This is a genomic window from Caulobacter sp. X (genome assembly GCF_002742635.1).
Classification (GTDB): domain Bacteria; phylum Pseudomonadota; class Alphaproteobacteria; order Caulobacterales; family Caulobacteraceae; genus Caulobacter.
This window is the reverse complement of the sequence record NZ_PEGF01000001.1, coordinates 2573997-2599030: the sequence shown is the minus strand read 5'-3', so window position 1 is coordinate 2599030 and position 25034 is coordinate 2573997. Positions and strand designations below refer to the sequence as shown.

The window sequence follows — 25034 nt, the reverse complement described above, 5'->3', positions numbered from 1 at the left end:
CGCGCCTTCCTGGCCGCGGCTGGGAGGGGGAGGCCGCGACCGTGGCGATTAAGCGGCCTTGGTCGTGATCGCCTCGGCGGCCGAAGCCCCGGCGGTCCAGCGGACGGCGGCCTTGGCGACGCGCTCGCCCAGCAGGCGGGCGGTCTCACGGTCGCCGGCGGGCGGGGTGATCTCGGGCGAGGCGTTGTCCGACTGGGCGGCGACGCCGATGAACGAGCCGACGCGGTTCAGCGTATCCGGGCCGCGCTCGGCCGCGGTCACGTGCGGCGAGGGGACGCCGAGGTTCACCCAGTTCATGCCGTGCTGGGCGGCCAGAATGGTCAGGCTAGCCAGGGCGTGACCCTTGTCGCCAGCGAAGCTGTGCGAATTGGTGAAGCCGGCGGCCAGCTTGTCCTTCCAGGCGCCGGTGAAGAACGCCGCCGAGGTGGCGTCGGCGAACACTTTGAACACGCCCGAGACGTCGCCCATGTAGGTCGGCGCGCCGAAGATCACGGCGTCGGCCTTGGTGATCTCCTCGATGAACGGGCCGAAGTCCTGGGCGGCGCTCTCGATCTTCAGCAGCACCGGGGTCTGGCCGGCGTCGCGGACGCCCTCGGCGACCTTCTGGGCGAGAACTTCGGTGTGGCCGTAGCCCGAGTGATAGGCGATGGCGACGGTGGTCATGGGTGATCTCTCAATTAGAAACCGAAACGGTAGCGATTACGTAATAAGCGCCAGAGCATCCGCTAGAGGGATCAGCAACAAAAGTTGGTGCAATTTTTCTATGGGTGATTTTCAGACCGGCTAAAGGCCGCCGGCAAGGCCTAGTGCGCGTTGGCGAGGAGGTCGGCGACCGTGATCTGGCCCAGGCGCGCGGCGGCCGCGGCGTCGGCGGCCTCGATGGCCGAGCGGACCGCGTCGGGGATCTTCTCGCCGACCGGGCAGCCCTTGACGCCCTTGGGCGCGACGCCGAGGTGGGCGCAGCCGTTCACGGCCTTCAGCACGACGTCGAGCGTGATCGATTCGGCCGGCTTGAGCAGCCAGGCGCCGCCATTGGCGCCGGCGCGCGCGCCGATCAGCCCCGCCTTGCCCAGCATGGCGGTGACCCGGCGGACCACGACCGGATTGGTCGGGACCGACGCGGCCAGCTCGGCGCTGGCCACGGCGCGGTCGGCGGAAAACGCCTCCTTGTGCGCCAGATAGGCCAGGGCGTGGGCCGCCACGGGGAATTTTTGACTGTCGGACATCTCTACCGGGAACGTAAGGTTGTCGCAGGCGCGTTCAACTGAAAACTGCTTAATCCTAACGCCACGGCGCGATGCGACGTTAGGGGACGATTGAACCCGCCTTCAATTGGGTGTATCGCGCCGCGCTTGATCGATATGGGTCGGCCGACAGCGTTTTGCGAGGGCGGCCCGGAGGGATTGAATGGCTTCCGAAGCCTCAGGCGCATCCGCTACCGACTGCGCCCCCGCGTCTTCCGACATTCCTTCGCAGGATGGCGGCCCGCCAAATGGGGCCGGGAATGGTCATGACCTGAAGGGTCATGGCTTCCTCGCGCTGGCCCTCGGCTCGATCGGCGTCGTCTTCGGCGACATCGGCACCAGCCCGCTGTACGCGTTCAAGGAAGCGCTGGCCGCCGCCGCGCACGACGGCGTGGTGCGTAGCGAAATCTTCGGCGTTATCTCGCTGGCGATTTGGGCGCTGATCCTGATCGTCACCCTGAAGTATGTCGTGTTCATCATGCGCGCGGACAACAAGGGCGAAGGCGGCGTGCTGTCGCTGATGGCCCTGGCGCAGCACGCGATCGGCCGGCGCACGGCGCTCGTGTTCGGCCTCGGCGTCGCCGGCGCGGCGCTGTTCTACGGCGACGCCGTGATTACACCCGCCATGTCGGTTCTGTCCGCGGTCGAGGGTCTTCGGACGATCCCGGCCCTGGAGCATGCGGTCAACACCCAGGTCGTGCTGGTGATCGCCACGGCCATGCTGCTGGGCCTGTTCTTCATCCAGAGCCGCGGCACCGCCAAGGTCGGCGCGCTGTTTGGTCCGATCTGCGCCGTCTGGTTCCTGTCGATGTTCGCCCTGGGCGCCTGGCACCTGGCGCACAAGCCCGAGATCCTCAAGGCGATCAGCCCCCACTACGCGGTGCACTTCCTGGCGCATCACGGCATGGCGGGCTTCGTCGTGCTCGGCGCGGTCTTCCTGACGGTCACCGGGGCCGAGGCGCTGTCGGCGGACATGGGCCACTTTGGCCGCTGGCCGATCCAGGCGGCCTGGAACTTCTTCGTGCTGCCCTGCCTGATCGTGAACTATCTGGGCCAAGGCGCCTTCGCCCTGTCGGTGTTCGACGCCGCCCGGCGGGCTGGACGTCCGATGCCCGAGCTCAACTGGTTCTTCGAGATGGCGCCCGAGGCGCTGCGCCTGCCGCTGGTGCTGCTGGCGGGTCTCGCGACCGTCATCGCCAGCCAGGCCGTCATCACCGGCGCCTTCTCGCTGACCCAGCAGGCGATCCAGCTGGGCCTGCTGCCGCGCCTCGACGTGCGCCGCACGTCCGAGACCCAGTCGGGCCAGATCTTCGTGCCGCAGCTCAACACCATGCTGCTGGTCGGGGTCATGGCGATCATGCTGACCTTCCAGACCTCGTCGGCCTTGGCCCACGCCTATGGCCTGGCGGTGACCGGCACCATGGTGGTGACCACCTGCATGGCCTTCATCGTCATGCGGCGCCTGTGGAACTGGAGCCTGCCGGCCTCGCTGTGCTTCCTGATCCCGTTCATGGCGCTGGACCTGACCTTCCTGAGCGCCAACGCCCTGCGCTTCTTCACGGGCGGCTGGCTGCCGGTTCTGATCGGGGCGGCGCTGTTCACGATCATGGCGACCTGGGTGCGCGGCAGCCAGATCCTCAGCGACAAGACCCGCCGCGACAGCCTGCCGGTCGCCGATCTGATGGACATCCTGCGCGCCCGCGCCCCGCACCGCGCGCCCGGCACGGCGATCTTCCTGACCTCGGACCCGGACATGACCCCGGTCGCCTTGATGCACAACCTCAAGCACAACAAGGTTCTGCACGAGCGCAACGTCATCCTGACGGTCCGCACGGCCGAAACGCCGCGCGTCAACGAGGAAGACCGCGTCAAGATCGAGAAGGTCAACGACGACTTCAAGAAGGTCATCGTCAACTACGGCTTCATGGAAAGCCCGAACATCCCCAAGGCCCTGGCCGTGTGCCGCAAGCAGGGCCTGAAGTTCGACATCATGGCCACCAGCTTCTTCTTAGGGAGGCGCTCGATCGTGCCGTCGGCCAACAGCGGCATGCCGCTATGGCAGGACCGGCTGTTCATCTATCTGATGAAGAACGCCGCCAATCCGACGGACTTCTTCAAGATCCCGCCCGGCCGCGTGGTCGAGCTGGGCGCCCAGGTGACGGTGTAGGCGGTGGAAACGACCCTCCGCGTCCTGGGCGACGGCCTGTCGATCGCGGCCTTGGCGATCATCGCCGCCACCGCCCAGGGCGCGTGGAAACGCATCCCCAAGGGCGTGGCGATCCCGATGCAGTGGGGCCTGGACGGCAAGCCGATCTGGCGCGCGCCCAAGGCCGTTGGCCTGCTGCTCATCCCTGTGATCGCGATCGCCGTGCTGCTGTCCTTCACCCTGACCCAGGCGACCTTCACGACCGATCCGGTCCGCGCCACGATCATCTTCCTGGTCCGCGCCACCATCGCCGCCAGCCTGGCGCTCTCCCAGCTGTTCCACCTGCGGTTCGTCATCAAGACGCTACAGGATGAGGGTCAGCTCTAGCGGCGCTCATTAGAGCTTGACCCGCGCGTCCTGATCCCGTTGAAGGCGCGCGACTTTGTGTTTCTCTCCGGAAGGGACCCCTCATGGCCGACAAGTCCGTGAAGAAGGTCGTGCTCGCCTATTCGGGCGGCCTCGACACCTCGATCATCCTGAAGTGGCTGCAGACCGAGTACGGCGCGGAAGTCGTGACGTTCACGGCCGACCTCGGCCAAGGCGAAGAGATCGAGCCGGCGCGCGCCAAGGCCCTGGCGGCCGGCGTGAAGCCCGAGAACATCTTCATCGAGGACGTCCGCGAGGAGTTCGTCCGCGACTACGTCTTCCCGATGTTCCGCGCCAACACGGTCTATGAGGGCCAGTACCTGCTGGGCACCTCGATCGCCCGTCCGCTGATCGCCAAGAAGCAGATCGAGATCGCCCGCAAGACCGGCGCCGACGCCGTCAGCCACGGCGCGACCGGCAAGGGCAACGATCAGGTCCGCTTCGAGCTCGGCTATTACGGTCTTGAGCCCGACATCACCGTGATCGCCCCCTGGCGCGAGTGGGACTTCAAGTCCCGCGAGGCCCTGCTGGACTTCGCCGAGAAGCACCAGATCCAGATCACCAAGGACAAGCGCGGCGAGGCGCCGTTCAGCGTCGACGCCAACCTGCTGCACTCCTCGTCGGAAGGTAAGGTCCTGGAGGACCCGGCGGTCGAGGCCCCCGAATTCGTCCACATGCGCACGATCGCGCCGGAAGACGCCCCGGACAAGCCGACAATCATCACCATCGACTTCGAGAAGGGCGACCCGGTCGCCATCGACGGCGTGGCGATGAGCCCCGCGACCCTGCTGACCAAGCTGAATGAGCTGGGCCGCGACAACGGCATCGGCCGCCTGGACCTCGTCGAGAACCGCTTCGTCGGCATGAAGTCGCGCGGCGTCTACGAGACCCCCGGCGGCACCATCCTGCTGGCCGCCCACCGCGGCATCGAGAGCATCACGCTGGACCGCGGCGCGATGCACCTGAAGGACGAGCTGATGCCGAAGTACGCCAGCTTGGTCTACAACGGCTTCTGGTTCTCGCCCGAGCGCGAGATGCTGCAGGCCGCCATCGACTACAGCCAGACCAAGGTCACCGGCCAGGTCCGCGTGAAGCTCTACAAGGGCAATGTCACGGTCATCGGCCGCACCAGCCCCTACTCGCTGTACGATCAGGACCTGGTCACCTTCGAGGAAGGCAAGGTCGCCTACGACCACCGCGACGCCGGCGGCTTCATCAAGCTGAACGCCCTGCGCCTGCGGGTCCTGGCCAAGCGCGACAAGCGCGGCTAGGGGGGTGCGGAGCTAGACGGTCAAAGGGCGTCGCGGGGAAACCCTCGCGGCGCCCTTTTTCTGTTCTAGGTCGGGCGAGCGCCAGACAGACCCCTCTCTCTTTGAGAGAGGGAGGGGCCCATGCCCAGCATGGGAGGGTGAGAGGTTTCGAGGCTGGCCAAAAAGAACCGAACAGCCGCTTTCGACCCATTGCGGACGTTCCTGAGCCTGGCCAAGCTAACGCATCATGACATCGCGCCATCTGTTAAAATCACTGACTCTTTTAACGCTCATGACCCTAAGCGCATGCGGCGCACCGTCCGGACAAAGCGCCGACCCCCACCTGAGCCGATCGATGATGATTGGCTCGTGGGTCCAGCGCGGCGAGATTTGCGAAGGTGATAGTGGCGTGACCTACCGCGCCGACGGCAGCTACGGCGCTTATGACATCTCAGGTGAGTGGACGCTGAGCGGAAACCGTTTGCTGACGACGGTCACCGAGCGGGGCGAACCTTTAGAGCCCAGTGTGCGGGTCGATCCACCCGAACGCTATGAGTCGACGGTGCTCTCCGCAGCCCCCGACAACCGCAAGGAGCGATGGTCGGATGGCTCGTTGCATGAGTACCGCAGGTGCCCCGACGCCCCCTAACCACCGCCAGTTGACATTAAGCATCCATCACGTGCCACCCGCTGCTGTCCAGGGCGAGCCAGGTCGTCCGCTTGGCCCAGCCGCCTCTGATACGCTGCTGCCATTTGCACTCGAACTCGGTCGGCTCCTCATCCGGAGCAATGCAGCGCACGGCGCGAATGTCAGACGGCGACATCCTTGTCTTCCGATAGGGCACTAGCGGAGCGTCCGCCTTGTTGATTGCGGCGGCAAATTCCTTTGGCGTCACAGTTGCACGAACGACAGCCAAGGCCGGTGTGGCTGAAAACAGTAGGACGATAATAGCGGCGATTGTTCTCATGTGCTCAAGCACTCCGACGCCAAAGTGCGAGTCAACGTCGGCGACCACCCAGAACTGACTATCGGCGCGTCCGCTCTGCGCACCAGTGCCAACGTCCGATAGCGCCTACCCTCTCACCCTCCCACCGCTTCGCGGCGGGCCCCTCCCTCTCTCCATGAGAGAGGGATTTTGACGCGCTCCGCCCTACACCCGATTGTAAGGATACCGGTCCCGGATCATCCGCTGGAAGAACCGTCCCTTGGACGGCGCGCGGAAGAACGCCTTGCTCACCCGCTCGGGCACGCCGACATAGACGTACTCGTCGCCGTCGCTGAACGTGACGAACAGCTTGCCGTGCTCGGGGGCGTAGTCGATCGCTTGGATCGCGGCAGAGTCCACATGCATGGCTTCACAAGCCTCCGCAAAGGGGATCGGTCAGTCCTAGGAGCGAACGAAACCCGGCCGGGTTCCCGGCGTGCGCGCGTCTGATAGGCCTCTGATCGGCGCGTGCAAACTCCGTGCGAATACGAATAGGGTCGCTGCGGAGCGGCGCGAAGCCGCGGGGAGGAAACCAAATGCATCAGTCCCACGCCATTGTGGCGATCGTCACCCTGCTGTCCCTGCTGGTCTATGTCTGGATGATCCTGCGGATCCCCGGCGCGCGCCGCCGGAGCGGCATCGACGCCCCGGCCATGACCGGCGATCCGGAGTTGGAACGCCACATCCGCGTCCAGGCCAACACGGTCGAGTGGCTGGTCATCTACCTCCCCGCGCTGTGGCTGTTCGCCATCTACTGGAACGACCTGTTCGCCGCCGCCATGGGCGGGATCTGGATCGTCGGACGCATCGTCTACGCCCTGGGCTACGCGGCCGATCCGAAGAAGCGGGAGCTGGGCTTCATCATCCAGGCCCTGGCGACGGCGGTTCTGGTGTTCGGCGCCCTGGGCCGGGCGATCTGGGTCTACATCACCATCGGCGCCTAAAGCGCGCTTGGATCCGCATGGCGCGGCGGCCTATATCCGCGCCATGGACCACCTGCCCGTCGATCCCGCCCGCTACGGCGCCTTCCTCGTCGCCATGTTCGTCATGGCCATCACGCCCGGGCCCGCCAACCTGTTCGCCATCGCCACGGGCATGGAGCGCGGCAAGGGCGCGGCCCTGCTGGGCGTGGTCGGCATGAACACCGCCACACTGGTCTGGTTCACCGGCTCGGCCCTGGGCCTCGGCGCCCTGATCATCGCCTTTCCCAAGGCCTTCCACGTCCTGGCGCTTGGCGGGGCGGCCTATCTGGTCTGGCTGGGCCTGAAGTCGCTGTGGGCCGGGATCAAGAACCTCGAGAGCCACGCCTCGGCCACGGTGCGGGCGGGGCGCTCGGCCTTCCTGGACGGCTTCATGGTCCAGATCGCCAATCCGAAGATCCTGCTGTTCTTCTCGGGCGTGCTGCCGCCCTTCCTGGACATCAAAAGACCCTTGGCCCCGCAGCTCGTCATGTTCGCCTGCGCGACTATCGGCATGGACCTGATCAGCATGTCCAGCTACGGCCTGGGTGGCGCGGCGCTGTCGAGCCGGATGAACGAACCCGGCTTCCGGCGCGGCTTCGCGCTGCTGGTCGGCGTGCTGCTGATCACCGCCGCGGTCCTGATCGTCTCGCGCGGATAGGTGGGGGCCGGAAAGATTTCAGCGCCGTTGCAAACTGCGCCTTGGCGAAACCACAAAGCCCGGCCAGAGTTGACTCCAAACACCGAAGGACTCCGCTTGAAGGAGCAAGTCATGTCCATGAAGAAGGTCGCCGTCGCCGCGGCTCTGGCGATCGCCGCCGGTCTGTCCGCCTGCGCCACACCCACCCCGTATCAGCCCAAGGTCACCTCGGGCGCCGTGACGGGCGGCTTCTCCGAGCAGAAGCTGGAAGGCGACCGCTATCGCGTGAGCTTCGCCGGCAACAGCCTGACCTCGCGCGAGACGGTCGAGCGCTATCTGCTCTATCGGTCGGCCGAGCTGACCGTTCAGCAGGGCTATGACTGGTTCGAGACCGCCGACCACCGCACCGATCGCACGGCGCGCACCTATGTCGAGCCCGATCCGCTGGCCCGCCCGGCCTTCGGCTGGGGCCCGTACGGCTACTGGCGTCCGGCGTGGCGTTACTACGGCCCGTCCTACGGCTGGCGCAGCTGGGACCCCTTCTGGGGCGACCCCTTCTTCGCCGATCGCGCCGAGGTTCGCACCGTCGAGAAGTTCGAGGCGGCCGCCGAGATCGTGATGCACAAGGGCCAGAAGCCGCAGGGCGACCCGCGCGCCTACGACGCCCGCGAGATCATGGCCAACCTGGCTAGCACGATCCAACGTCCGGCGCCGAAGTAGCGAGATAAGATGCTCCCCCGCTATGCGGGGGAGCTGTCACGGAGTGACTGAGGGGGCTAATGCGGCATGCATCCAGCTTGCCCCTCCGGCCCTCTGGGCCACCTCCCCCGCATCGCGGGGGAGGAACTAGCGCCGCCTACCGCGGCGCCATGCGGATGCCGCCGTCCAGGCGAACGTCCTCGCCGTTGAAGTAGCCGCAGGTGATCATCGTCAGGGCCAGCTGGGCGTATTCCTCGGGATTGCCGAGACGCTTGGGGAACGGCACCGAGGCGGCCAGACCAGCCTTCACCGCTTCCGGCGCGCCGTTCATCAGCGGGGTGTTGAAGATGCCCGGCAGGATGGTGTTGACGCGGATGCCCTCGCCCATCAGGTCGCGAGCGATCGGCAGGGTCATGCCGACCACGCCGCCCTTCGACGCCGAATAGGCCGCCTGGCCCATCTGGCCGTCCTCGGCCGCCACCGAGGCGGTGTTGACGATCGCGCCGCGCTCGCCGTCCTGCAGCGGCTCCAGGTCCAGCATGCCCTTGGCCGACTTGGCGATGCAGCGGAACGTGCCGACCAGGTTGATCTGGATGATGCGGTCGAAGGCGTCGAGCGGGAAGTGCTTGGTCTCGCCGGTGGCCTTGTCGCGGCTGGCGGTCTTGGCCGCGTTGCCGGTGCCGGCGCAGTTGACCAGGATGCGCTCCTGGCCATGGGCGGCGCGGGCCTTTTCGAAGCCGGCGTCGACGTCGGCGTCGCTGGTCACGTTGACCTTGCAGAAGACGCCGCCGATCTCCTTGGCGACCTCTTCGCCGCGCGCTTCGTTCATGTCGAAGATGGCGACCTTGACGCCTTGGGCGGCCAGGGCGCGGGCGGTGGCCTCGCCGAGGCCCGAGGCGCCCCCGGTCACGACGGCGGCGACGGTGTTGTCGAGTTTCATGGGCGTTTCCCCTTAGCTTCGCGTTTGATCGGTTCGCGTTTAGGATCGCGACTTAGAATAGAGGTTTAGACCGATGAGCGGCGACGCCAAACCGTCCCCCGACGTAAACGTCAACGACGTGCTGGACCCGGCCAAGGCGCTGGTCCCCGCCACGGTGCGCGTCAACGAAGAGCGGGTCGAGCGCGGCTTCCTGCCCAAGATCCGCAAGGTCGCGGCCAAGGTCCCGTTCGCGGCCGACGCCCTGTCGGTCTGGTGGTGCGCTCGCGACCCCGAAACGCCGACGGCCGCCAAGGGCATGATGCTGGCGGCCCTGGCCTATTTCGTCCTGCCGACCGACGCCCTGCCCGACATCCTGCCGGTCATCGGCTTCACCGACGACGCGGCGGTCTTCGCGGCCCTGATGGCGATCCTCGGCCGCACGCTGAAGCCCCGCCACAAGGAAGCCGCCCAGGCCTTCCTGCGTCGCCTCTCCGACGAGAGCTGATCGGCCATGCTCGCCCTGCTGATCGCGGCCGCGCTCCAGACCGCCGCGCCGCCGCCCGCCGATGTCGAGGACAAGGCGGTGCTGGCGACCGCCCAGGCCTTCTTCGACGCGTTCGAGAAGGGCGACGCGGCGGCCATGCGCGCGACGCTGCTGCCGAACGCCCAGCTGATGTCGCTGACCAGCCGACCTGGCGGCGAAACCGCCCTGCGCCGCTTCGGCTTCGAGGAGACCTTCGGGGCCAAGCCGCCGTCCGGGGCCAAGGAGTGGATGTGGTCGCCGGTGATCATCCGCCGCGGCGGTCTGGCGACCATCTCCGCGCCCTATGAGCTCTCGATCAACGGCAAGAGCGTCCATTGCGGACTGGACGTGTTCACCCTGGTCAAGACCGAGGGCGCCTGGAAGATCGCCAGCATCAGCTGGACCGCCGAGCCGGACGCCTGCCCCGAAATCCGGGCGATGTAGGCCTCACCAGTAGGCGGCCATGATCTCGCGCGCCCAGTCCGGCTCGCGAACCTCGCCACGGGGCGCGAAGCCGCTCATCACCGGCTTGATGTCCAGCACCGGCGTGCCGTCGATGGCGTCCAGCCCCTTCACCTCCAGCGTCCGGCCGTTGACGGCCACGATCTCGCAGACCGTGACGCCGATGCGGTTGGGCCGGTTCTTGCCGCGCTGGGCGAAGATGCCGATGCGGGGCCAGGCCTTGTTGCCGCGCGGATGGCGCGCGCCGGCGACGATCTGGTCGTCGGTAACCCTATCGAAGACATAAACGATCTCGGCGTGGCTGAAGGTGTCGAGACCCATCAGCGCCTCGTCGTCGAAACGCTCCGGGTCCAGAACGATCCGAGCGCGGCTCTCGCCCCAGTCGTCGTCCTCGGGAACATCGCGGCCGCCCTCGACCCGCCCGATCGGGATCATTTCGATCGCCATACGCCTTCCTCCGTGTGCGACAGGTTGTCGCGGGGCCAGGACCGCCTAAGTTGGTCGGATGATCGAAGCTCTTCTCGCCAAGATGATCAAGACCGGCGACCTCACGGCGCATCTGCCCGGAGGCCGCGTCGTGAAGGCGGGCGACGGCTCGGGCCCGCCCGTCGTGATCCGGATCAACAATCGCGGCCTGCGACGCCTGGCCAATCCCAGCCTGGGCCTTGGCGAAGGCTATATGGAGGGCGACGTCGTCTTCGAGCGGGGGACGATCGCCGACCTGCTGACCATCGTCGGCGAGAGCGGCGGGCGAAAGCCCAAGCGCGGCTCGGCGCTGACGCGGTTTCGCAAGGCGCTGAAGCGGCGCATCCAGCAGGTCAATGATCGCGTCGCCTCGCGTCGCAATGTCGCCCACCACTACGACCTGTCGAACGACCTCTACCGGCGATTCCTGGACGCCGACATGCAGTATTCTTGCGCCTATTTCGAGCGTCCGGACATGACGCTGGAGGAGGCCCAGGCCGCCAAGAAGGCGCTGATCGGCCGCAAGCTGCTGATCAAGCCCGGCATGAAGACGCTGGACATCGGCTCGGGCTGGGGCGGCCTCTCCATGACGCTGGCCAAGGACTTCGGCGCGCGGATGACCGGGGTGACCCTGTCGACCGAGCAGCTGGCGCTGGCGAGAGAGCGCGCCGAAAAGGCCGGCCTGGCCGACCGGATCGATTTCCGCCTGACCGACTATCGCGACCTCAACGAGCCCTTCGACCGCATCGTCTCGGTCGGTATGCTCGAGCACGTCGGCGCGCCGAACTTCCAGACCTATTTCGACACCATCGCCCGCCTGCTGGACGAGGACGGCGTGGCCGTGGTCCATTCGATCGGCAAGATGCACGGCCCCGGCGCGACCAACGCCTTCACCCAGAAATACATCTTCCCGGGCGGCTATATTCCCGGCCTGTCGGAGATCGTCGCGGCGATCGAGAAGGCGGGCCTGTGGATCACCGACATCGAGATCCTGCGGCTGCACTATGCCGAGACCTGCCGGATCTGGCGCGAGCGGTTCCTGGCCGATCCGGACATCCCGCGGATGTTCGACGAACGGTTCCGGCGGATGTGGGAGTTCTACCTGGCGGGCGCGGAGCTGGGATTCCGGCACGGCGGCCACATGGTCTTCCAGATCCAGCTGGCCAAGAAGCGCGACGCCGTTCCGCTGACCCGGGACTATTTGCTGACGGCGCGCGATTGACGGCGGCGACGGCGGCGTTCATAGGCGCCGCCTGATTTTCCGTGAAGGAGCCGCCATGGCCCCGTTCCGCGCGGCCGACCTTCTGCGCCGCAAGCCCGTCGCCCAGATCGAGGGCGAGCATCCGCCCGAGAGCCTGCACCGCTCGATCGGCCTCTTCCAGCTGACCATGCTGGGCGTCGGGGCCACGATCGGCACCGGCATCTTCGTGGCCCTGACCACCGCCGTGCCCGCCGCCGGTCCGGCCGTGATCCTGTCGTTCGTGCTGGCCGGGATCACCGCGGCCCTGACGGCGCTTTGCTACGCCGAACTGGCCTCGACCATTCCCGTGTCGGGTTCGTCCTACTCGTATGCCTATGCGACGCTGGGCGAGTTCGTGGCCTTCATCGTCGGCGCGTGCCTTTTGCTGGAATACGCCGTCTCGGCCTCGGCCATCGCCGTGGGCTGGGGGCAGTATCTGAACGAGATGCTGGTCGACCTGGCCGGCTGGCGGCTGCCCGACGCCATCGCCAAGCCCCCGGGCGCCGGCGGGGTTTTCAACCTGCCCGCCGTGGTGCTGGTCGGCGCCTGCATGGTGCTGTTGCTGCGCGGCGTGAAGGAGTCGGCGACGGCCAACGCCGTGCTGGTGGTGCTGAAGCTGCTGGTGCTGCTGTTCTTCGTCGTGATCGCCTTCAGCGGCTTCCATGCCCGCAACCTGACGCCGTTCATGCCAATGGGCGTGGCGGGCGTCGGCGCGGCGGCTTCGTCGATCTTCTTCTCATATATCGGCATCGACGCGGTCTCGACGGCGGGCGAAGAGGTCAAGGACCCGCGCCGCACCCTGCCCCTGGGCATCGTGCTGTCGCTGCTGATCGTCACGGCCATCTACATCCTGGTCGCCCTGGCCGCCGTCGGGGCCCAGCCCTGGACCGCCTTCAAGGGCCAGGAGGCCGGCCTCGCCGTGATCCTGAGGAACCTGACCGGCCAGGCCTGGACCTCGCTGGTGCTGTGCGTCGGTGCGATCGTGTCGATCTTCTCGATCACCCTGGTCGTCATGTACGGCCAGACGCGGATCCTCTACGCCATGAGCCGCGACGGCCTGCTGCCCAAGGTCTTCCAGCGCCTGCACCCCAGGACCCGCAGCCCGGACCTCAACACCTATATCGTCGCGGCCTTCATCGCCGTGCTGGCGGCCTTCGTGCCGTTGGATGTGCTGGTGAACCTGACCAGCATGGGCACGCTGATCGCCTTCGCCATCGTCTCGCTGGGCGTGATCATCCTGAGGCGCATCCAGCCGGACCTGCCGCGCGGCTATCGGGTTCCGCTCTATCCGGCGCTGCCGATCGCGAGCGTAGCCTTCTGCGCCTACCTGATCATCGGCCTGCCGCTGGATACCTGGGCGCTGTTCGCCGTCTGGGTGGCGGGCGCCTGCGCGATCTATTTCGGCTACTCGCGCAAGCACTCCGTCCTGAACGGTTAGGTCACTCCACCGTCACCGACTTGGCGAGGTTGCGGGGCTGGTCGACGTCAGCGCCCTTCACCACGGCGACGTGGTAGGCCAGGAGCTGGATCGGGGCCGACATCACCAGCGTCGAGACCAGCGGGTCCGAGGCCGGGGCCGTGACCACCACCTTCGCGCCCGCCGGCGCGTGCTTCACGCCCTCGGTGTCGGTGATGAAGATCACCTGGCCGCCGCGCGCCATCACCTCGCTCATGTTCGAGGCGGACTTCTCGAAATAGCTGTCGTGCGGGGCCAGGATGACGATCGGGGTCTGGTCGTCGACGAGGGCGATCGGGCCGTGCTTCAGCTCGCCGGCGGCGTAGCCCTCGGCGTGGATGTAGCTGATCTCCTTCAGCTTCAACGCGCCTTCCAGGGCCAGGGCCGACATCGGACCGCGACCCAGATAGAGCACGTCCCGAGCCTTGGCGACGTCGGCGGCGATCTCCTTGATGGCGTCCTCAAGGCCGATGGCCTCGGCGATCAGGCGCGGGGCCTCCAGCAGCACCTTCACCAGGCGCTGCTCCTCGGCCGCGTCGATCGTTCCGCGCGCCTTGGCGGCGGCGATGGCCAGGGCGATCATCACGCTGACCTGGGCGGTGAAGGCCTTGGTCGAGGCCACGCCGATCTCGGGGCCGCAGTGGATCGGCCAGACCACGTCGACCTCGCGGGCCATGGTCGATTCCTGGGCGTTGACCACCACCGCGCTCTTCATGCCCTTGGCCTTGCAGTAGCGCAGGGCCGCCAGGGTGTCGGCGGTCTCGCCCGACTGCGACATGGCCACGACCAGGGCGTCCTTGCGGATCGCCGGCTGGCGGTAGCGGAACTCCGAGGCGATCTCGACGTCGACGGGCAGATCGGCCAGCTGCTCGATCAGGTACTTGCCGACCACGCCGGCGATATAGGACGTGCCGCAGGCCACGACCTGGATCCGGTCCAGCTTGGCGAAGTCGATGTCGCCGGGAACCGAGGCGCGCGAGGTCAGGGTGTCGACATAGGCCGAGATGGTGCGCTGGCAGCCCTCCGGCTGGTCATGGATCTCCTTTTCCATGAAGTGCCGGTAGTTGCCCTTCTCCAGCATCACCGCCGAGGTCGGCACGACACGGACCAGTCGGTTCACCGGCGCGCCCGAGGCGTCGAAGATGCGATGGCTGTCGTGGTCGAGGGCCACGTAGTCGCCCTCCTCCAGATAGATCACCCGGTTGGTGAAGGGGCCGACGGCCAGGGCGTCCGAGCCCAGGAACATCTCGCCCTGGCCCTCGCCGACCACCAGAGGGCTGCCGCGACGAGCGCCCAGGATCAGATCCTTCTCGCCCTCGATCAGCACGGCCAGGGCGTAGGCGCCGGTCAGGCGGTCCAGCGTGGCCTTGAACGCCTCCAGGGGCGCCAGACCCGTGGCCAGTTCGGCGTCGATCAGCTGGGCGATCACTTCGGTGTCGGTGTCGCTCTCGAAGGTGCGGCCGGCGGCGGCCAGTTCGGCCTTCAGCTCGGCGAAGTTCTCGATGATGCCGTTGTGGACCAGGGTCACCCGGCCGGCCGTGTGCGGGTGGGCGTTCTTGACGTTCGGCGCGCCGTGGGTCGCCCAGCGGGTGTGGCCGATGCCGGTGGTCGCCGGCAGGGGCTCGCCCTCGAGCACCGCCTCCAGCGCCTTGATCTTGCCCTGGGCCCGACGGCGCTCGATATGGTCGCCGACCACGCCGGCGATCCCCGCCGAGTCATAGCCGCGGTACTCAAGACGCTTGAGGCTTTCGATCAGACGGTCGGCGACCGGTTGCTTGCCGACAATGCCGATAATGCCGCACATGGGCCATGATCCCTTGTAGAACGCGTCACCGGATCGTGCGCGAGCGCTCGCTTTGCGACGCCGCGTTTAGCACTCGTCCGGAAGTCGCTCTGATAAATCTGCATTTCGGATCGTTTCGCGAGCCGAATTTCAGCAAGCCAATCCCTTCTGAATGGCTCAGAATTGGGGCAATGAGCGACCTAACGACTGTACGCTCGCCAAGAGACGACGAAATCACATGAGCAAGCGCGCCTATTTCGGCACCGACGGCATCCGCGGCCAGGCCAACAAGCATCCGATGACGGCCGAGGTGGCCCTGCGCGTCGGCCTGGCGGCCGGCAAGCTGTTCCGCTCGCAGGACGAGCGCCGCCACCTGGTGGTGATCGGCAAGGACACCCGCCTGTCGGGCTACATGATCGAGCCCGCCCTGGTGGCGGGCCTGACCAGCGTGGGCCTGGACGTGCGCCTGTTCGGCCCGCTCCCCACGCCGGCCGTGGCGATGATGACGCGCTCGATGCGCGCCGACCTGGGCGTCATGATCTCGGCCAGCCACAACAACTTCGCCGACAACGGCATCAAGCTGTTCGGCCCCGACGGTTACAAGCTGTCGGACGAGCAGGAGCTGAAGATCGAGGCCCTGATGGACGAGGGCCTGCAGGAGGGCCTCGCCGCGCCGCGCGAGCTGGGCCGGGTCAAGCGGATCGACGACGCCCAGGCGCGCTATGTCGAGATCGTCAAGGCGACCTTCCCGCGCCATCGCAACCTGTCGGGCCTGCGGATCGTCATCGATTGCGCCAACGGCGCCGCGTACAAGGTCGCTCCGACCGCCCTTTATGAGCTGGGCGCCGAGGTGATCTCGCTGGGCGTGAGCCCCGACGGCACCAACATCAACGAGGAGTGCGGCTCGACCCATCCCGAGGCCATGGCCAAGATGGTTCGCGAGTACCGCGCCGACATCGGCATCGCCCTGGACGGCGACGCCGACCGCCTGGTGATCTGCGACGAGAAGGGCGTCGTCGTCGACGGCGACCAGATCATGGCGATCATCGCCGGCGCCTTCGCCAAGGCCGGCGCGCTGAAGGGCGGCGGCGTCGTCGCCACCGTCATGTCGAACCTCGGCCTCGAGCGCCATCTGAACGCCCAGGGCATGTCCTTGGAGCGCACCGCCGTGGGCGACCGTTATGTCATGCAGCGCATGCGCGAGGGCGGCTTCAATGTCGGCGGCGAGCAGTCGGGCCACCTGATCCTGTCGGACTTCTCGACCACGGGCGACGGCCTGATCGCCGCCCTGCAGGTGCTGGCGGTGATGGTCGAGAGCGGCCAGCCGATGAGCGCGCTCAGCCGCCAGTTCGAGCCGGTGCCGCAACTGCTGGAAAACGTCCGCTTCGCCGGCGGCAAGCCGCTGGAGGCCAAGACGGTGAAGGAAGCCATCGCCGACGGCGAGGCCCAGCTGAACGGCTCGGGCCGGATCGTGGTCCGCGCCTCGGGCACCGAGCCCCTGATCCGCATCATGGCCGAGGGCGACGACCCGGCCCTGGTCAAGAAGGTGGTCAAGTCGATCGCCGGCGCCGTGAAGGCGGCTTAGAGGCCTCAATCGACCTAACCATCTTTCGGTCCACAAACTGGTGTCATCCCGGAAAGCCCGCAGGACTTATCCGGGACCCAGGGCGCGTGAACGCCGAGCGCGCGGCCCCTCGGTCCCGGCGCTCCGCTACGCTTCGGCCGGGATGACACGGTTTAGGGGTCTAAAAGTCCGACCTACCCGACGTCGTCGGTGTGATCAGCGCCGCCTTGGCCGCCGCTCCAGGTCTCACCCGAGCGCTCCCACCAGTACGGCTGGCGGACGCGCTTGCCCGTCACCGTCTCGTTCAGGGTCGCCGGGTCGTAGAGCCGGCCGCCCAGCATCACGCGGAACAGCTTGTCGCTGTTGCGGATGTCGACGGTGGGATCGGCGTCGAGCACCAGCAGGTCGGCCAGCTTGCCCGCCTCCAGCGACCCGACGTCCTTGGCGTAGCCCAGCGAGCGGGCCGCGTTGATCGTGCCCGCGGCCAGGGCCTCGACCGGGCTCCAGCCGCCCCGCACGAACGACCACAGCTCCCAGTGCGGGCCAAGACCCGCCTGCTGGCCGTGCGCTCCGATCGCGACCTGGACGCCGCGATCGGCCAGCTTCTTGGCCTCGCGCGCGGTGGCGGCGTCGACATAGTCCTCTTCCGGAGCGGCCTGGCGGCGCACGTTGCGGGCCGCCAGCAGGGCCGGCGGCGCGTGCTTGGACAGCAGCGGATGGGTCCAGACGTCCATGTGCTGGCGCCAGTACGGGTCGGCCGCCAGACCGCCATAGGCCACGACCAGGGTCGGGGTGTAGTTGGTCTTGGTCTGCGACCACAGGCTGACGATGTCGTCGTAGAAGCGGTCCACCGGCAGGTTGTGCTCGACGGTGGCGTTGCCGTCCTGGACCAGGGTCACGTCCATGGCGTACAGCGACCCGCCCTCGGGCACGACCTCCATGCCCTCCTTCTGGGCCGCGACCACGACCATCTGGCGCTGCTCGCGGCGAGGCTGGTTGTAGTTCTTGACGCTGTTGGCGCCTTGCGACTTCAGCCGGCGGACATGGGCCAGGGCGTCGTCCAGGCTATTGATCTCGGCATAAACGCCAGCCGCCTTGGCGCCGTAGATGATCTCGCCCGTCGAGAAGGTGCGGGGCGCCAGGATCTTGCCGGCGCGCTGCAGCTCGGCGGCGACGAAGATCTCGGCGGCGCGGGACGAGGGATCGTGGATCGTCGTCGTCCCCATGGCCAGGTTGGCCATCGCCGACCAGTTCTGCTGCGGCACCAGGTCGTCATCGCCCTGCGGCCCGTGGGCGTGGGCGTCGACGAGGCCGGGGATGATGGTCTTGCCCGCGACGTCGACCACCTTGGCGTCGGCGGGCACGGGCGTGCCGGCCTTCGGCCCCACCGCGACGATGCGGTCGCCCTTGATGACGATCACGCCGTTGTCGATGATCCCGCCGCTCTTGTCGGCCATGGTGACGATGCGCGCGCCGGTCAGGGCCACGACGCCGGTCGGCTTGTCGGCGACCGCCTCCATCGACAGCGACAGGCCGGTCTTGACCGGCTTGAACTTGCCGTCGTCCTTGCCCGCGCCGTCGGCGGCGGGGGCGTTGGCGTAGAGCGCGTCGGTCTCGGCCGTGAACAGGGTCGGCCCCATGCTCCAATGGACCTGCTTGCCGTCCTTGGACCAGTTGATGAAGTCCGCGCCCTCGGCGCTGACCCGCGTCACCGGCAGCGGACCGCCCTTCTGATCGACCGCGACCTCCTGGGTCCCGGGCATCAGCGGCATGACGAAGGCCTCGTAGTTCTGGCGGAAGGCGACGTTCCGGCCGTCGGGCGAGACCTGATAGGCGTTGACCATGTCGCCGCTGGCGTGGACGCGCTTGGCCTGGCCGTTCAGGTCGGTGCTGACCAGCTGCCGCTTGTCCTTCTCGGACATCAGCATGAACACGCGGTCGTTGGAGGCGCCGAACTGCGGATCGCCGCCGCCGCGCGAAATCCGCACCGGAACGCCGCCAGAGGCCGCCACGCGGTACACACCCGGATCCTGCGACCAGCGGGGCGAGGTCAGGCCCCCGCCGCCCCGGCGCTCGAACACGATGGTCTTGCCGTCCGGCGAAAAGCGCGGCGCGCCGTAGTGGCCCGGCTGAGCGATCACGTCCTTGGCCGCGCCGCCGCTGGCCGCCACCGTGCGCAGGCGTCCCAGGCTCGCGTCGGTCCAGCCGACGAAGACGATGGTGCGGCCGTCGCGCGACCACGACGGGTAAAGCTCGAACTCGGCCTCGTCGCTCGAGACCAGCCGGCGCGGCTCGCCGCCCGACGTGGACTTGATCCAGAGCTTGCCCAGGGTCTCGAACACCACCGACTTGCCGTCCGGCGAGACGCTGGCCCAGCGCGGCATCTTGGTGGCGAAGCGGTCGGGAGCGACCTCGACCTGCGGATGGGTCGCGTCGACCACCACGCGGGTGTCGTCGATCTTGAACGGGATCACGCTGGACGCGCCATCCGCGACGTTGACGCGCCGGATCTTGCCGCCGGCCCAGAACACCACGCTAGCGCCGTCCGGCGTCCAGGCCATGTTCGGATAGACGCCGGTGACCGCCCAGGTCTCCTGCACGTCCTGGTCCAGGGCGTCGTAGATCTTGCGCTCCTCGCCCGAGACCAGGTCCTTCACATAGAGCTTGGACTTGGTCCGCTCGCGACGCACGAAGGCGATCTTGCTTCCGTCCGGCGACGGCGTCGGGCGCACCGAACCGCCCAGGCCCGAGACGGCGGTCGTCACCTCGCCGGTCTCCAGGTCGTAGCGCTCGATGTTGAACAGGGTGGTGTTGGAGTCCTGGGCGTATTCGAAGATCGGCCCGGGCGTGACGTTGCGGGTGTAGAAGACGCTCTTGCCGTCGGCCGCGTAGATCGGCTCGCCCAGCTCCTTCTGCAGCGCCTCGCTGGCGCGCTTGACCAGCTGGACGCCGCCGCCGCCCGAGACGTGGTAGACCCAGACCTCGCCGGTGCCCAGCGAGCGACTGGTGGTGAAGTGCTTCTTGGCCACGATGAAGCGGCCGTCCGGGCTCCAGCTGGGCTGGTTCAGAAGGCGGAAGTCCTCCTTGGTCAGCTGGCGCTTGTCGCTTCCGTCGAGGTTCATCACCCAGATGTTGTCGCCGCCGCCGCGGTCCGAGGTGAAGGCGATGCGCTTGCCGTCGGGCGAGAAGCGCGGCTGCTGGTCGTAGGCCAGGCCTTCGGCGATCCGCGTCGGCGTCCCGCCCGCGATCGGCATGACATAGATGTCGCCCAGCAGGTCGAAGGCGATCATCTTGCCGTCGCGCGAGACGTCGACATTCATCCAGGTGCCGTTGTCGACCGCGATGCGCACTTCGCGCGTGGCGACGCCCTGGGGCGCGTTGACGTTCCACTTCTCGGGCTTGTCGGGCTTGGCCGCGCTCGCGGCGCTGGGCGACGCCGTCTGCGACAGGGCCATCTGCGGCAGGGCCGAGCCCGACATCAACAACAAGGCGGCCAGCGCCGTCAGCCGACGATCCATTCGATTTCCCCCGTGCCCATCCTCAGGCTCCGGACGGAACCCTAGGGGGGAAGGCGAGCGGAGTCACGGCCGCGCTTGACGGTTGCGGCTGTGGGGCGGCGGGCGCCTAGACGCCCAGCTTGGGGGACTTCAGGCGACGCTTGTTGACGTGGTGGCTGGGGGCCTCGGCCTTGATCTCCTCGGGGTATTCGCCCTTGAAGTAGAAGCGCTGCCAGGCCTCCTTGGTGGCCTCGGGGTCGCGCTTGAAGATCAGGTTGTTGAACTCGGTGCGCTTCTCGGCCCAGACGTCGTATTGGCGGCGGAGCTCCGGATTGGAGTTCATCGAGCGGATCACCGGCTGGAAGGCCTCCATCGGCTTGTCCTGGATCAGCATGATGAAACAGAAGGTCTCGCCCTTCTCGAACCGCACCGTGCCCGGGCGGGTGAACATCCAGTTCATCGTGAAGGGGAACGGCAGCCAGTCGGTCTCGATCACCCCGGCCAGGGGCTGGATGCCGTCCTTGATGTGGTTGGGCGGCCCCATGGCCATCACCGACCAGCCCGGCGGCGTGCGGAACAGATAGCCGGTGTGGAAGGTCACGACACCTCGGGTGAAGTGCGACTTCACGAAGTCCTGGAAGCCTGGATAGGGGTGGTCGGGCTGGAACTTGATGCACTCCTGGTGCGCCCCGCCGTCCCAGGTCATCGAGAAGCCGACCGGGCAGAGGATGTCCCAGCCGGTGGTGTTGGCCATGGTCAGCGGCAGGCAGCGATAGGGGTGGCGCTCGGCGAACCGGTCCATCCAGGCGCGCTGCGGCCGGCCCGGCACGATCTCGGGCGGACGGTTCTCGGTGGGATAGCACTCCAGTTCCATGCCGGTCCTTTGCTTGGCTTCCTGCCCCTTGGAATCAGGTCTAGCGCTCGCGAGTGGAGGCCGTCTAGAGAGACCGCATGAAGACCAGAGCCGACCTGTTCGCCTTCTTCGACGCCCACGGGGTCGACCACAAGACCCTCGACCACCCGCCGGTGTTCCGCGTCGAGGAGGGGCTGGAGATCAAGGCCGCCCTGCCCGGCGGCCACACCAAGAACCTGTTTCTCAAGGACGCCAAGGGCCAGCTGTGGCTGATCTCGGCGCTGGGCGAGACCAGGATCGACCTGAAGAAGCTGCATCACGTGATCGGCTCTGGCCGGCTGTCGTTCGGCCCCGAGGCGATGATGCTGGAAACCCTGGGCGTGACGCCCGGCTCGGTCACCGCCTTTGGCCTGATCAACGATACGGACAAGCGTGTCCGCTTCGTGCTGGACAAGGCCCTGGCCGACAGCGACCCGGTCAACTTCCACCCGCTGAAGAACGACGCCACCACCGCCGTCAGCCAGGCGGGCTTCCGCAAGTTCCTGGCGGCGCTTGAGATCGAGCCGATGATCGTCGATTTCGAGGCGATGGCCGTCGTCTGATCCGCCACCTGTCAAGCGATCGCATCATTGCGCCCGCGCCCGCCAAGGACCATCTTGGCGAGTAAAGCGTTTCCTGCCCCGTACCGTACACGAGAGACCCGATGTCCCTGATCGGCGAAAAGCCCGCCGCCCCCGCCTCGGGCAAGAGCGACCACATCAAGGATGGCTCGGACGCCACCTTCATGGCCGACGTCATCGAAGCGTCGAAGACCCAGCCGGTCATCGTCGACTTCTGGGCGACGTGGTGCGGCCCGTGCCGCCAGCTGACCCCGACGATCGAGAAGGTCGTCAACGCGGCGAACGGCGCGGTGAAGCTCGTGAAGATCGACGTCGACGCCAATCCCGCCTTCGCCGGCCAGCTGCGCGTGCAGTCGATCCCGACCGTCTACGCCTTCGTCGATGGGCGCCCGGTGGACGCCTTCCAGGGCGCTCTGCCCGAGAGCCAGGTCAAGGCCTTCGTCGAGAAGCTCGCCAAGGCCGGCGGCGGCGAGAGCCCGCTCGACGAGCTGATCGCGCTCGGCAAGGAATCGCTGGAGATCGGCGACGTCGGCGGCGCGGCCCAGGCCTTCGCCCAGGCCCTGCAGACCGACCCGACCAATGTGAAGGCCCTCGGCGGCATGGCCCGCGCCTATGTGATGGGCGGCGACCTGGAGGGCGCGGCCGAGGTCGTGGCCATGGCCCCCGCAGACGCCAAGGATCCCGACCTCGACGCCGCCCGCGCCGCCCTGGCCCTGGCGCAAGAGGCTCCCTCCGAAACGGCGGCCTTCGAACAGCGCCTGGCCGCCGATCCCGACGACCACGAGGCCCGCTTCGAACTGGCCAAGGCCCTGGCCGGCGCCGGGCGCCTGCAGGCCGCCGCCGACCACCTCCTGACCATCATCGCCCGCGACCGCGCCTGGAACGACGAGGCCGCCCGCAAACAGCTGCTGACCGTGTTCGAGGCCGCCGGCCCGACCTCGGAAGTCGCCAAACAAGGGCGACGGAAGCTATCCTCGATCCTGTTTAGCTAGGACTTCAAAGCCCACGGAGAGTCCATGCCGGCCGTCTATCGAAAGCTTGGCGACCTACCCCTGGTGATCCCGGTCTTTCCCTTGGACGGCGTGCTGCTGCTGCCGGGCGGTCAGCTGCCGCTGAACATCTTCGAGCCGCGCTATCTCAACATGCTGGACGACGCCATGTCCGGCGAGCGGATCATCGGCATGATCCAGACACGGCCGGGCGGCGACCACCAGCGGCCGGCCCTGGCGCCGGTCGGCTGCGCCGGACGCGTCACCAGCTTCGCCGAGACCAGCGACGGCCGCTACCTGATCACCCTGACGGGTCTCTGCCGCTTCAAGGCCGGCGAGGAGCTGCCGGTGCGCACGCCCTACCGGCAGATGCGCGTCGACTTCACGCCCTACGAGCCGGACCTGCGCGAGGACGGCGCCGGCGAGCGCACCGCCGCCGACATCGACCGGCTGCTGGTCGCCCTGCGCCGCTATCTCGACCACCGGGGCCTGGCCATCGACTGGGGCGACGCCGAGAGCGCGCCCTCCGACGCCCTGATCAACAGCCTGGCCATGGCCCTGCCCTTCGACCCGATGGAGAAGCAGGCCCTGCTGGAGGCCGAGACCATCTTCGAGCGCAAGGCGACCCTTACGGCGTTGCTGGAGATCGACGCGGCCAGCAGCGACGATGACGAACCGACCTCTATTCAATAGCCAAGAGGGCCAGTAGACAGGCGCCATGACCCAAGCCGCCCCGCCCCCCGTCGATGTCGATCCGCGCCTGCTGGAAGTGCTGGTGTGCCCCGTGACCCGCGGCCCGCTGGAATACGACCGCGCCGCCGGCGAGCTGATCAGCCGCTCGGCCAAGCTGGCCTATCCGATCCGCGACGGCGTGCCGATCATGCTGCCCGAAGAGGCGCGGGAGCTCAGCGAGTAGGGGCTAATCATGATGCTCCCCCGCGATGCGGGGGAGCTGTCGCGGAGCGACTGAGGGGGCTAACGCGGCGCGCGTCCAGCCGGCCCCCTCCGGCCCTCTGGGCCACCTCCCCCGCATCGCGGGGGAGGAACTCAAAGCCTCTGCCCCCGCAGCAGCTTCGGCAAATCCCCGACCCCGCCGCCGGCCTCGTGCATGAAGAACCGACGCGCCGGGGCGATGCGGTTGACCACCGCCAGGCCCGCGCCGCGCGCGGCGCGCAGCAGCGGATTGTCGTTCGAGAAGATCCGCACGAAGGCGTCGAAGGCGAGAGCGTTGGTGACGGTGTCGAACCGCCGCCAGCGGGCGTAGCGCTCCAGCACAGCCTCGGCGCCGATGTCCTCGCCGTTGCGGACGGCCTCAACCAGCACTTCGGCGAGCGCCGCCGCGTCCTTCAGACCCAGGTTAAGCCCCTGCCCCGCGATCGGGTGCACCCCGTGGGCGGCGTCGCCGATCAGAGCCAGGCGCGGCGCGGTCATGCGCTCGGCCAGCAGCAGCGACAGCGGATAGACGAAGGTCGGCCCCACCACCTCGACCTGACCCAGGAAATCGCCGAACCGGCGCATCAGGTGGGCGTGGAACATCTCCGGCGAAGCGTGGCGCAGGGCCTCGCCGCGCGCGGTGCTCTCGGTCCAGACCAGGCTGGCGCGGTTCTCGGTCAAGGGCAGGATGGCGAACGGTCCGCTGGGCAGGAAATATTCGTGGGCCACCCCCTCGTGGGGACGCTCCAGCTTCACCGTGCAGACCACGCCGCTCTGGCCATAGCCCCAGCCGATGCAGCCGATGCCGGCCGCCTGGCGCAGCACCGAGCCGCGCCCCTCGGCGCTGACGGCGAGCGGCGCGGTCAGGGCCCGACCGTCCGACAGGATCAGCCGCGCCGCGCCCGCCGTGACCTCCAGGTTCTTGGCCGCCATCGGGGCGATGACCGGGATGTCCTTTTCGATCACGGCCTTGGAGAGCGCCGCGCGGATCTGGCGGTTCTCGACCAGATAGCCCAGCGGCTCGCCCTCGATGCGGCCGGAGATCTCGCTGGAATCGAAGCGCAGGAACGAGGCCGACGGCTTGCGGGCCGCCGCGCCGGGCGTGCGGCCGTCGGTGACCAGGATCTGCTCGATGCGCTGGGCGTGCGGCTCCAGGCTCTCGCCGGCGCCGATCGCCCGCCACTGTCGGAACGAGGAATAGGCGATGGCCGAGCTGCGCCCGTCGAAGCTCGGCGCCAGCTGGGCGTCGAACGGCTGGGGATCGACCAGCAAGGGCTTGAGACCGCCGGACTTCAGGGCCAGGGCCAGGGTGGCGCCGGCCATGCCGGCGCCCGCGATGATCACGTCAGCATCGTAAGCGCGCATGATGGGGATATGGGC

The 25034-nt window shown here is 67.8% G+C and carries 25 protein-coding genes; 16 read left to right on the top strand and 9 right to left on the bottom strand.

The window, feature by feature from the left end; genetic code table 11:
• Positions 1-48 precede the first annotated feature (48 nt).
• Positions 49-663, bottom strand: a complete 615-nt coding sequence (locus CSW60_RS12110) for a flavodoxin family protein (RefSeq protein WP_099537474.1) — start codon at positions 661-663, stop codon at positions 49-51.
• A 140-nt stretch (positions 664-803) separates the two neighbouring features.
• Positions 804-1226 (bottom strand): Rrf2 family transcriptional regulator, encoded by a 423-nt coding sequence (locus tag CSW60_RS12105; protein WP_099537473.1) that lies wholly within the window; start codon positions 1224-1226, stop codon positions 804-806.
• Positions 1227-1407: 181 nt separating this feature from the next.
• On the opposite strand from CSW60_RS12105, the gene CSW60_RS12100 reads away from it, so the two are divergent.
• From CSW60_RS12100 to CSW60_RS12085, 4 genes are all read left to right on the top strand, one after another.
• Positions 1408-3411: a potassium transporter Kup gene (locus tag CSW60_RS12100; RefSeq protein WP_099537472.1), complete on the top strand. Its 2004-nt coding sequence runs from the start codon at positions 1408-1410 to the stop codon at positions 3409-3411.
• Between the two features lie 3 nt (positions 3412-3414).
• A complete protein-coding gene (locus CSW60_RS12095) occupies positions 3415-3777 on the top strand; it encodes a hypothetical protein (protein ID WP_099537471.1) in 363 nt (120 codons plus the stop codon).
• 83 nt (positions 3778-3860) lie between these two features.
• Positions 3861-5087 carry an argininosuccinate synthase gene (locus CSW60_RS12090; protein WP_099537470.1) on the top strand — a complete coding sequence of 409 codons (1227 nt, stop codon included), beginning with the start codon at positions 3861-3863 and terminating at the stop codon, positions 5085-5087.
• A 226-nt stretch (positions 5088-5313) separates the two neighbouring features.
• The gene (locus CSW60_RS12085; RefSeq protein WP_143324164.1) at positions 5314-5715 is read left to right on the top strand and encodes a hypothetical protein; all 402 of its coding nucleotides are present in this window, start codon (positions 5314-5316) and stop codon (positions 5713-5715) included.
• Between the two features lie 502 nt (positions 5716-6217).
• On the opposite strand, the gene CSW60_RS12080 is transcribed toward CSW60_RS12085, so the two are convergent.
• On the bottom strand, positions 6218-6418 hold the full coding sequence (locus CSW60_RS12080) for a KTSC domain-containing protein (protein ID WP_099537468.1): 201 nt from the start codon (positions 6416-6418) through the stop codon (positions 6218-6220).
• 170 nt (positions 6419-6588) lie between these two features.
• Here CSW60_RS12080 and CSW60_RS12075 point away from each other — a divergent pair, with 170 nt between their 5' ends.
• The 3 genes from CSW60_RS12075 (at position 6589) to CSW60_RS12065 (ending at position 8371) form a co-directional block, all read left to right on the top strand.
• A complete protein-coding gene (locus CSW60_RS12075; protein ID WP_099537467.1) occupies positions 6589-6996 on the top strand; it encodes an MAPEG family protein in 408 nt (135 codons plus the stop codon).
• 43 nt (positions 6997-7039) lie between these two features.
• On the top strand, positions 7040-7672 hold the full coding sequence (locus CSW60_RS12070) for a LysE family translocator (protein ID WP_369801028.1): 633 nt from the start codon (positions 7040-7042) through the stop codon (positions 7670-7672).
• A gap of 111 nt (positions 7673-7783) precedes the next feature.
• Positions 7784-8371 carry a hypothetical protein gene (locus CSW60_RS12065; RefSeq protein ID WP_099537465.1) on the top strand — a complete coding sequence of 196 codons (588 nt, stop codon included), beginning with the start codon at positions 7784-7786 and terminating at the stop codon, positions 8369-8371.
• A gap of 136 nt (positions 8372-8507) precedes the next feature.
• Here CSW60_RS12065 and CSW60_RS12060 read toward each other — a convergent pair whose 3' ends face one another.
• On the bottom strand, positions 8508-9290 hold the full coding sequence (locus tag CSW60_RS12060; RefSeq protein ID WP_066687434.1) for an SDR family NAD(P)-dependent oxidoreductase: 783 nt from the start codon (positions 9288-9290) through the stop codon (positions 8508-8510).
• 73 nt (positions 9291-9363) lie between these two features.
• On the opposite strand from CSW60_RS12060, the gene CSW60_RS12055 reads away from it, so the two are divergent.
• Both CSW60_RS12055 and CSW60_RS12050 read left to right on the top strand, forming a co-directional pair.
• Positions 9364-9774, top strand: a complete 411-nt coding sequence (locus CSW60_RS12055) for a YkvA family protein (RefSeq protein ID WP_099537464.1) — start codon at positions 9364-9366, stop codon at positions 9772-9774.
• Positions 9775-9780: 6 nt separating this feature from the next.
• Positions 9781-10236, top strand: a complete 456-nt coding sequence (locus tag CSW60_RS12050; RefSeq protein WP_099537463.1) for a nuclear transport factor 2 family protein — start codon at positions 9781-9783, stop codon at positions 10234-10236.
• Positions 10237-10239: 3 nt separating this feature from the next.
• Here the strand turns inward: CSW60_RS12050 and CSW60_RS12045 are convergent, their stop codons facing one another.
• Entirely contained in the window at positions 10240-10701 is a 462-nt protein-coding gene (locus tag CSW60_RS12045; protein WP_099537462.1) for an SAM-dependent methyltransferase, read from the bottom strand.
• A gap of 58 nt (positions 10702-10759) precedes the next feature.
• On the opposite strand from CSW60_RS12045, the gene CSW60_RS12040 reads away from it, so the two are divergent.
• Positions 10760-11941, top strand: coding sequence for a cyclopropane-fatty-acyl-phospholipid synthase family protein (locus CSW60_RS12040; protein WP_099537461.1), 1182 nt, complete (start codon positions 10760-10762; stop codon positions 11939-11941).
• A 55-nt stretch (positions 11942-11996) separates the two neighbouring features.
• Positions 11997-13397 (top strand): amino acid permease, encoded by a 1401-nt coding sequence (locus CSW60_RS12035; protein WP_099537460.1) that lies wholly within the window; start codon positions 11997-11999, stop codon positions 13395-13397.
• Position 13398: 1 nt separating this feature from the next.
• On the opposite strand, the gene glmS is transcribed toward CSW60_RS12035, so the two are convergent.
• Positions 13399-15219 carry a glutamine--fructose-6-phosphate transaminase (isomerizing) gene (gene glmS / locus CSW60_RS12030; protein ID WP_099537459.1) on the bottom strand — a complete coding sequence of 607 codons (1821 nt, stop codon included), beginning with the start codon at positions 15217-15219 and terminating at the stop codon, positions 13399-13401.
• Positions 15220-15436: 217 nt separating this feature from the next.
• On the opposite strand from glmS, the gene glmM reads away from it, so the two are divergent.
• Positions 15437-16783 carry a phosphoglucosamine mutase gene (glmM, locus tag CSW60_RS12025; RefSeq protein WP_099537458.1) on the top strand — a complete coding sequence of 449 codons (1347 nt, stop codon included), beginning with the start codon at positions 15437-15439 and terminating at the stop codon, positions 16781-16783.
• Positions 16784-16956: 173 nt separating this feature from the next.
• Here the strand turns inward: glmM and CSW60_RS12020 are convergent, their stop codons facing one another.
• Entirely contained in the window at positions 16957-20280 is a 3324-nt protein-coding gene (locus tag CSW60_RS12020; protein ID WP_099537457.1) for an amidohydrolase family protein, read from the bottom strand.
• Between the two features lie 106 nt (positions 20281-20386).
• The gene (locus CSW60_RS12015) at positions 20387-21133 is read right to left on the bottom strand and encodes a DUF6065 family protein (protein ID WP_099537456.1); all 747 of its coding nucleotides are present in this window, start codon (positions 21131-21133) and stop codon (positions 20387-20389) included.
• Between the two features lie 77 nt (positions 21134-21210).
• Between CSW60_RS12015 and CSW60_RS12010 the strand changes: the two genes are divergently transcribed.
• The 4 genes from CSW60_RS12010 to CSW60_RS11995 all read left to right on the top strand — a co-directional run bounded on the left by CSW60_RS12010 (position 21211) and on the right by CSW60_RS11995 (position 23637).
• On the top strand, positions 21211-21714 hold the full coding sequence (locus CSW60_RS12010) for a prolyl-tRNA synthetase associated domain-containing protein (RefSeq protein WP_099537455.1): 504 nt from the start codon (positions 21211-21213) through the stop codon (positions 21712-21714).
• Positions 21715-21815: 101 nt separating this feature from the next.
• Complete coding sequence (trxA, locus tag CSW60_RS12005) at positions 21816-22724, top strand: thioredoxin (protein WP_099537454.1); 909 nt, start codon at positions 21816-21818, stop codon at positions 22722-22724.
• Between the two features lie 24 nt (positions 22725-22748).
• On the top strand, positions 22749-23414 hold the full coding sequence (locus CSW60_RS12000) for an LON peptidase substrate-binding domain-containing protein (protein WP_099537453.1): 666 nt from the start codon (positions 22749-22751) through the stop codon (positions 23412-23414).
• Positions 23415-23439: 25 nt separating this feature from the next.
• Positions 23440-23637, top strand: a complete 198-nt coding sequence (locus tag CSW60_RS11995) for a Trm112 family protein (protein ID WP_099537452.1) — start codon at positions 23440-23442, stop codon at positions 23635-23637.
• A 131-nt stretch (positions 23638-23768) separates the two neighbouring features.
• On the opposite strand, the gene CSW60_RS11985 is transcribed toward CSW60_RS11995, so the two are convergent.
• Positions 23769-25019, bottom strand: coding sequence for a UbiH/UbiF/VisC/COQ6 family ubiquinone biosynthesis hydroxylase (locus CSW60_RS11985; protein WP_201723021.1), 1251 nt, complete (start codon positions 25017-25019; stop codon positions 23769-23771).
• Between the last annotated feature and the right edge of the window lie 15 nt (positions 25020-25034).

Excerpts from the sequence above, each read along its gene's own strand:
- CSW60_RS12110 (WP_099537474.1), bottom strand. The coding sequence starts at position 663 with ATGACCACCGTCGCCATCGCCTATCACTCGGGCTACGGCCACACCGAA.
- CSW60_RS12105 (WP_099537473.1), bottom strand. The coding sequence starts at position 1,226 with ATGTCCGACAGTCAAAAATTCCCCGTGGCGGCCCACGCCCTGGCCTAT.
- CSW60_RS12100 (WP_099537472.1), top strand. The coding sequence starts at position 1,408 with ATGGCTTCCGAAGCCTCAGGCGCATCCGCTACCGACTGCGCCCCCGCG.
- CSW60_RS12090 (WP_099537470.1), top strand. The coding sequence starts at position 3,861 with ATGGCCGACAAGTCCGTGAAGAAGGTCGTGCTCGCCTATTCGGGCGGC.
- CSW60_RS12085 (WP_143324164.1), top strand. The coding sequence starts at position 5,314 with ATGACATCGCGCCATCTGTTAAAATCACTGACTCTTTTAACGCTCATG.
- CSW60_RS12080 (WP_099537468.1), bottom strand. The coding sequence starts at position 6,418 with ATGCATGTGGACTCTGCCGCGATCCAAGCGATCGACTACGCCCCCGAG.
- CSW60_RS12075 (WP_099537467.1), top strand. The coding sequence starts at position 6,589 with ATGCATCAGTCCCACGCCATTGTGGCGATCGTCACCCTGCTGTCCCTG.
- CSW60_RS12070 (WP_369801028.1), top strand. The coding sequence starts at position 7,040 with ATGGACCACCTGCCCGTCGATCCCGCCCGCTACGGCGCCTTCCTCGTC.
- CSW60_RS12065 (WP_099537465.1), top strand. The coding sequence starts at position 7,784 with ATGTCCATGAAGAAGGTCGCCGTCGCCGCGGCTCTGGCGATCGCCGCC.
- CSW60_RS12060 (WP_066687434.1), bottom strand. The coding sequence starts at position 9,290 with ATGAAACTCGACAACACCGTCGCCGCCGTCGTGACCGGGGGCGCCTCG.
- CSW60_RS12055 (WP_099537464.1), top strand. The coding sequence starts at position 9,364 with ATGAGCGGCGACGCCAAACCGTCCCCCGACGTAAACGTCAACGACGTG.
- CSW60_RS12050 (WP_099537463.1), top strand. The coding sequence starts at position 9,781 with ATGCTCGCCCTGCTGATCGCGGCCGCGCTCCAGACCGCCGCGCCGCCG.
- CSW60_RS12045 (WP_099537462.1), bottom strand. The coding sequence starts at position 10,701 with ATGGCGATCGAAATGATCCCGATCGGGCGGGTCGAGGGCGGCCGCGAT.
- CSW60_RS12040 (WP_099537461.1), top strand. The coding sequence starts at position 10,760 with ATGATCGAAGCTCTTCTCGCCAAGATGATCAAGACCGGCGACCTCACG.
- CSW60_RS12035 (WP_099537460.1), top strand. The coding sequence starts at position 11,997 with ATGGCCCCGTTCCGCGCGGCCGACCTTCTGCGCCGCAAGCCCGTCGCC.
- glmS (WP_099537459.1), bottom strand. The coding sequence starts at position 15,219 with ATGTGCGGCATTATCGGCATTGTCGGCAAGCAACCGGTCGCCGACCGT.
- glmM (WP_099537458.1), top strand. The coding sequence starts at position 15,437 with ATGAGCAAGCGCGCCTATTTCGGCACCGACGGCATCCGCGGCCAGGCC.
- CSW60_RS12020 (WP_099537457.1), bottom strand. The coding sequence starts at position 20,280 with ATGGATCGTCGGCTGACGGCGCTGGCCGCCTTGTTGTTGATGTCGGGC.
- CSW60_RS12015 (WP_099537456.1), bottom strand. The coding sequence starts at position 21,133 with ATGGAACTGGAGTGCTATCCCACCGAGAACCGTCCGCCCGAGATCGTG.
- CSW60_RS12010 (WP_099537455.1), top strand. The coding sequence starts at position 21,211 with ATGAAGACCAGAGCCGACCTGTTCGCCTTCTTCGACGCCCACGGGGTC.
- trxA (WP_099537454.1), top strand. The coding sequence starts at position 21,816 with ATGTCCCTGATCGGCGAAAAGCCCGCCGCCCCCGCCTCGGGCAAGAGC.
- CSW60_RS12000 (WP_099537453.1), top strand. The coding sequence starts at position 22,749 with ATGCCGGCCGTCTATCGAAAGCTTGGCGACCTACCCCTGGTGATCCCG.
- CSW60_RS11995 (WP_099537452.1), top strand. The coding sequence starts at position 23,440 with ATGACCCAAGCCGCCCCGCCCCCCGTCGATGTCGATCCGCGCCTGCTG.
- CSW60_RS11985 (WP_201723021.1), bottom strand. The coding sequence starts at position 25,019 with ATGCGCGCTTACGATGCTGACGTGATCATCGCGGGCGCCGGCATGGCC.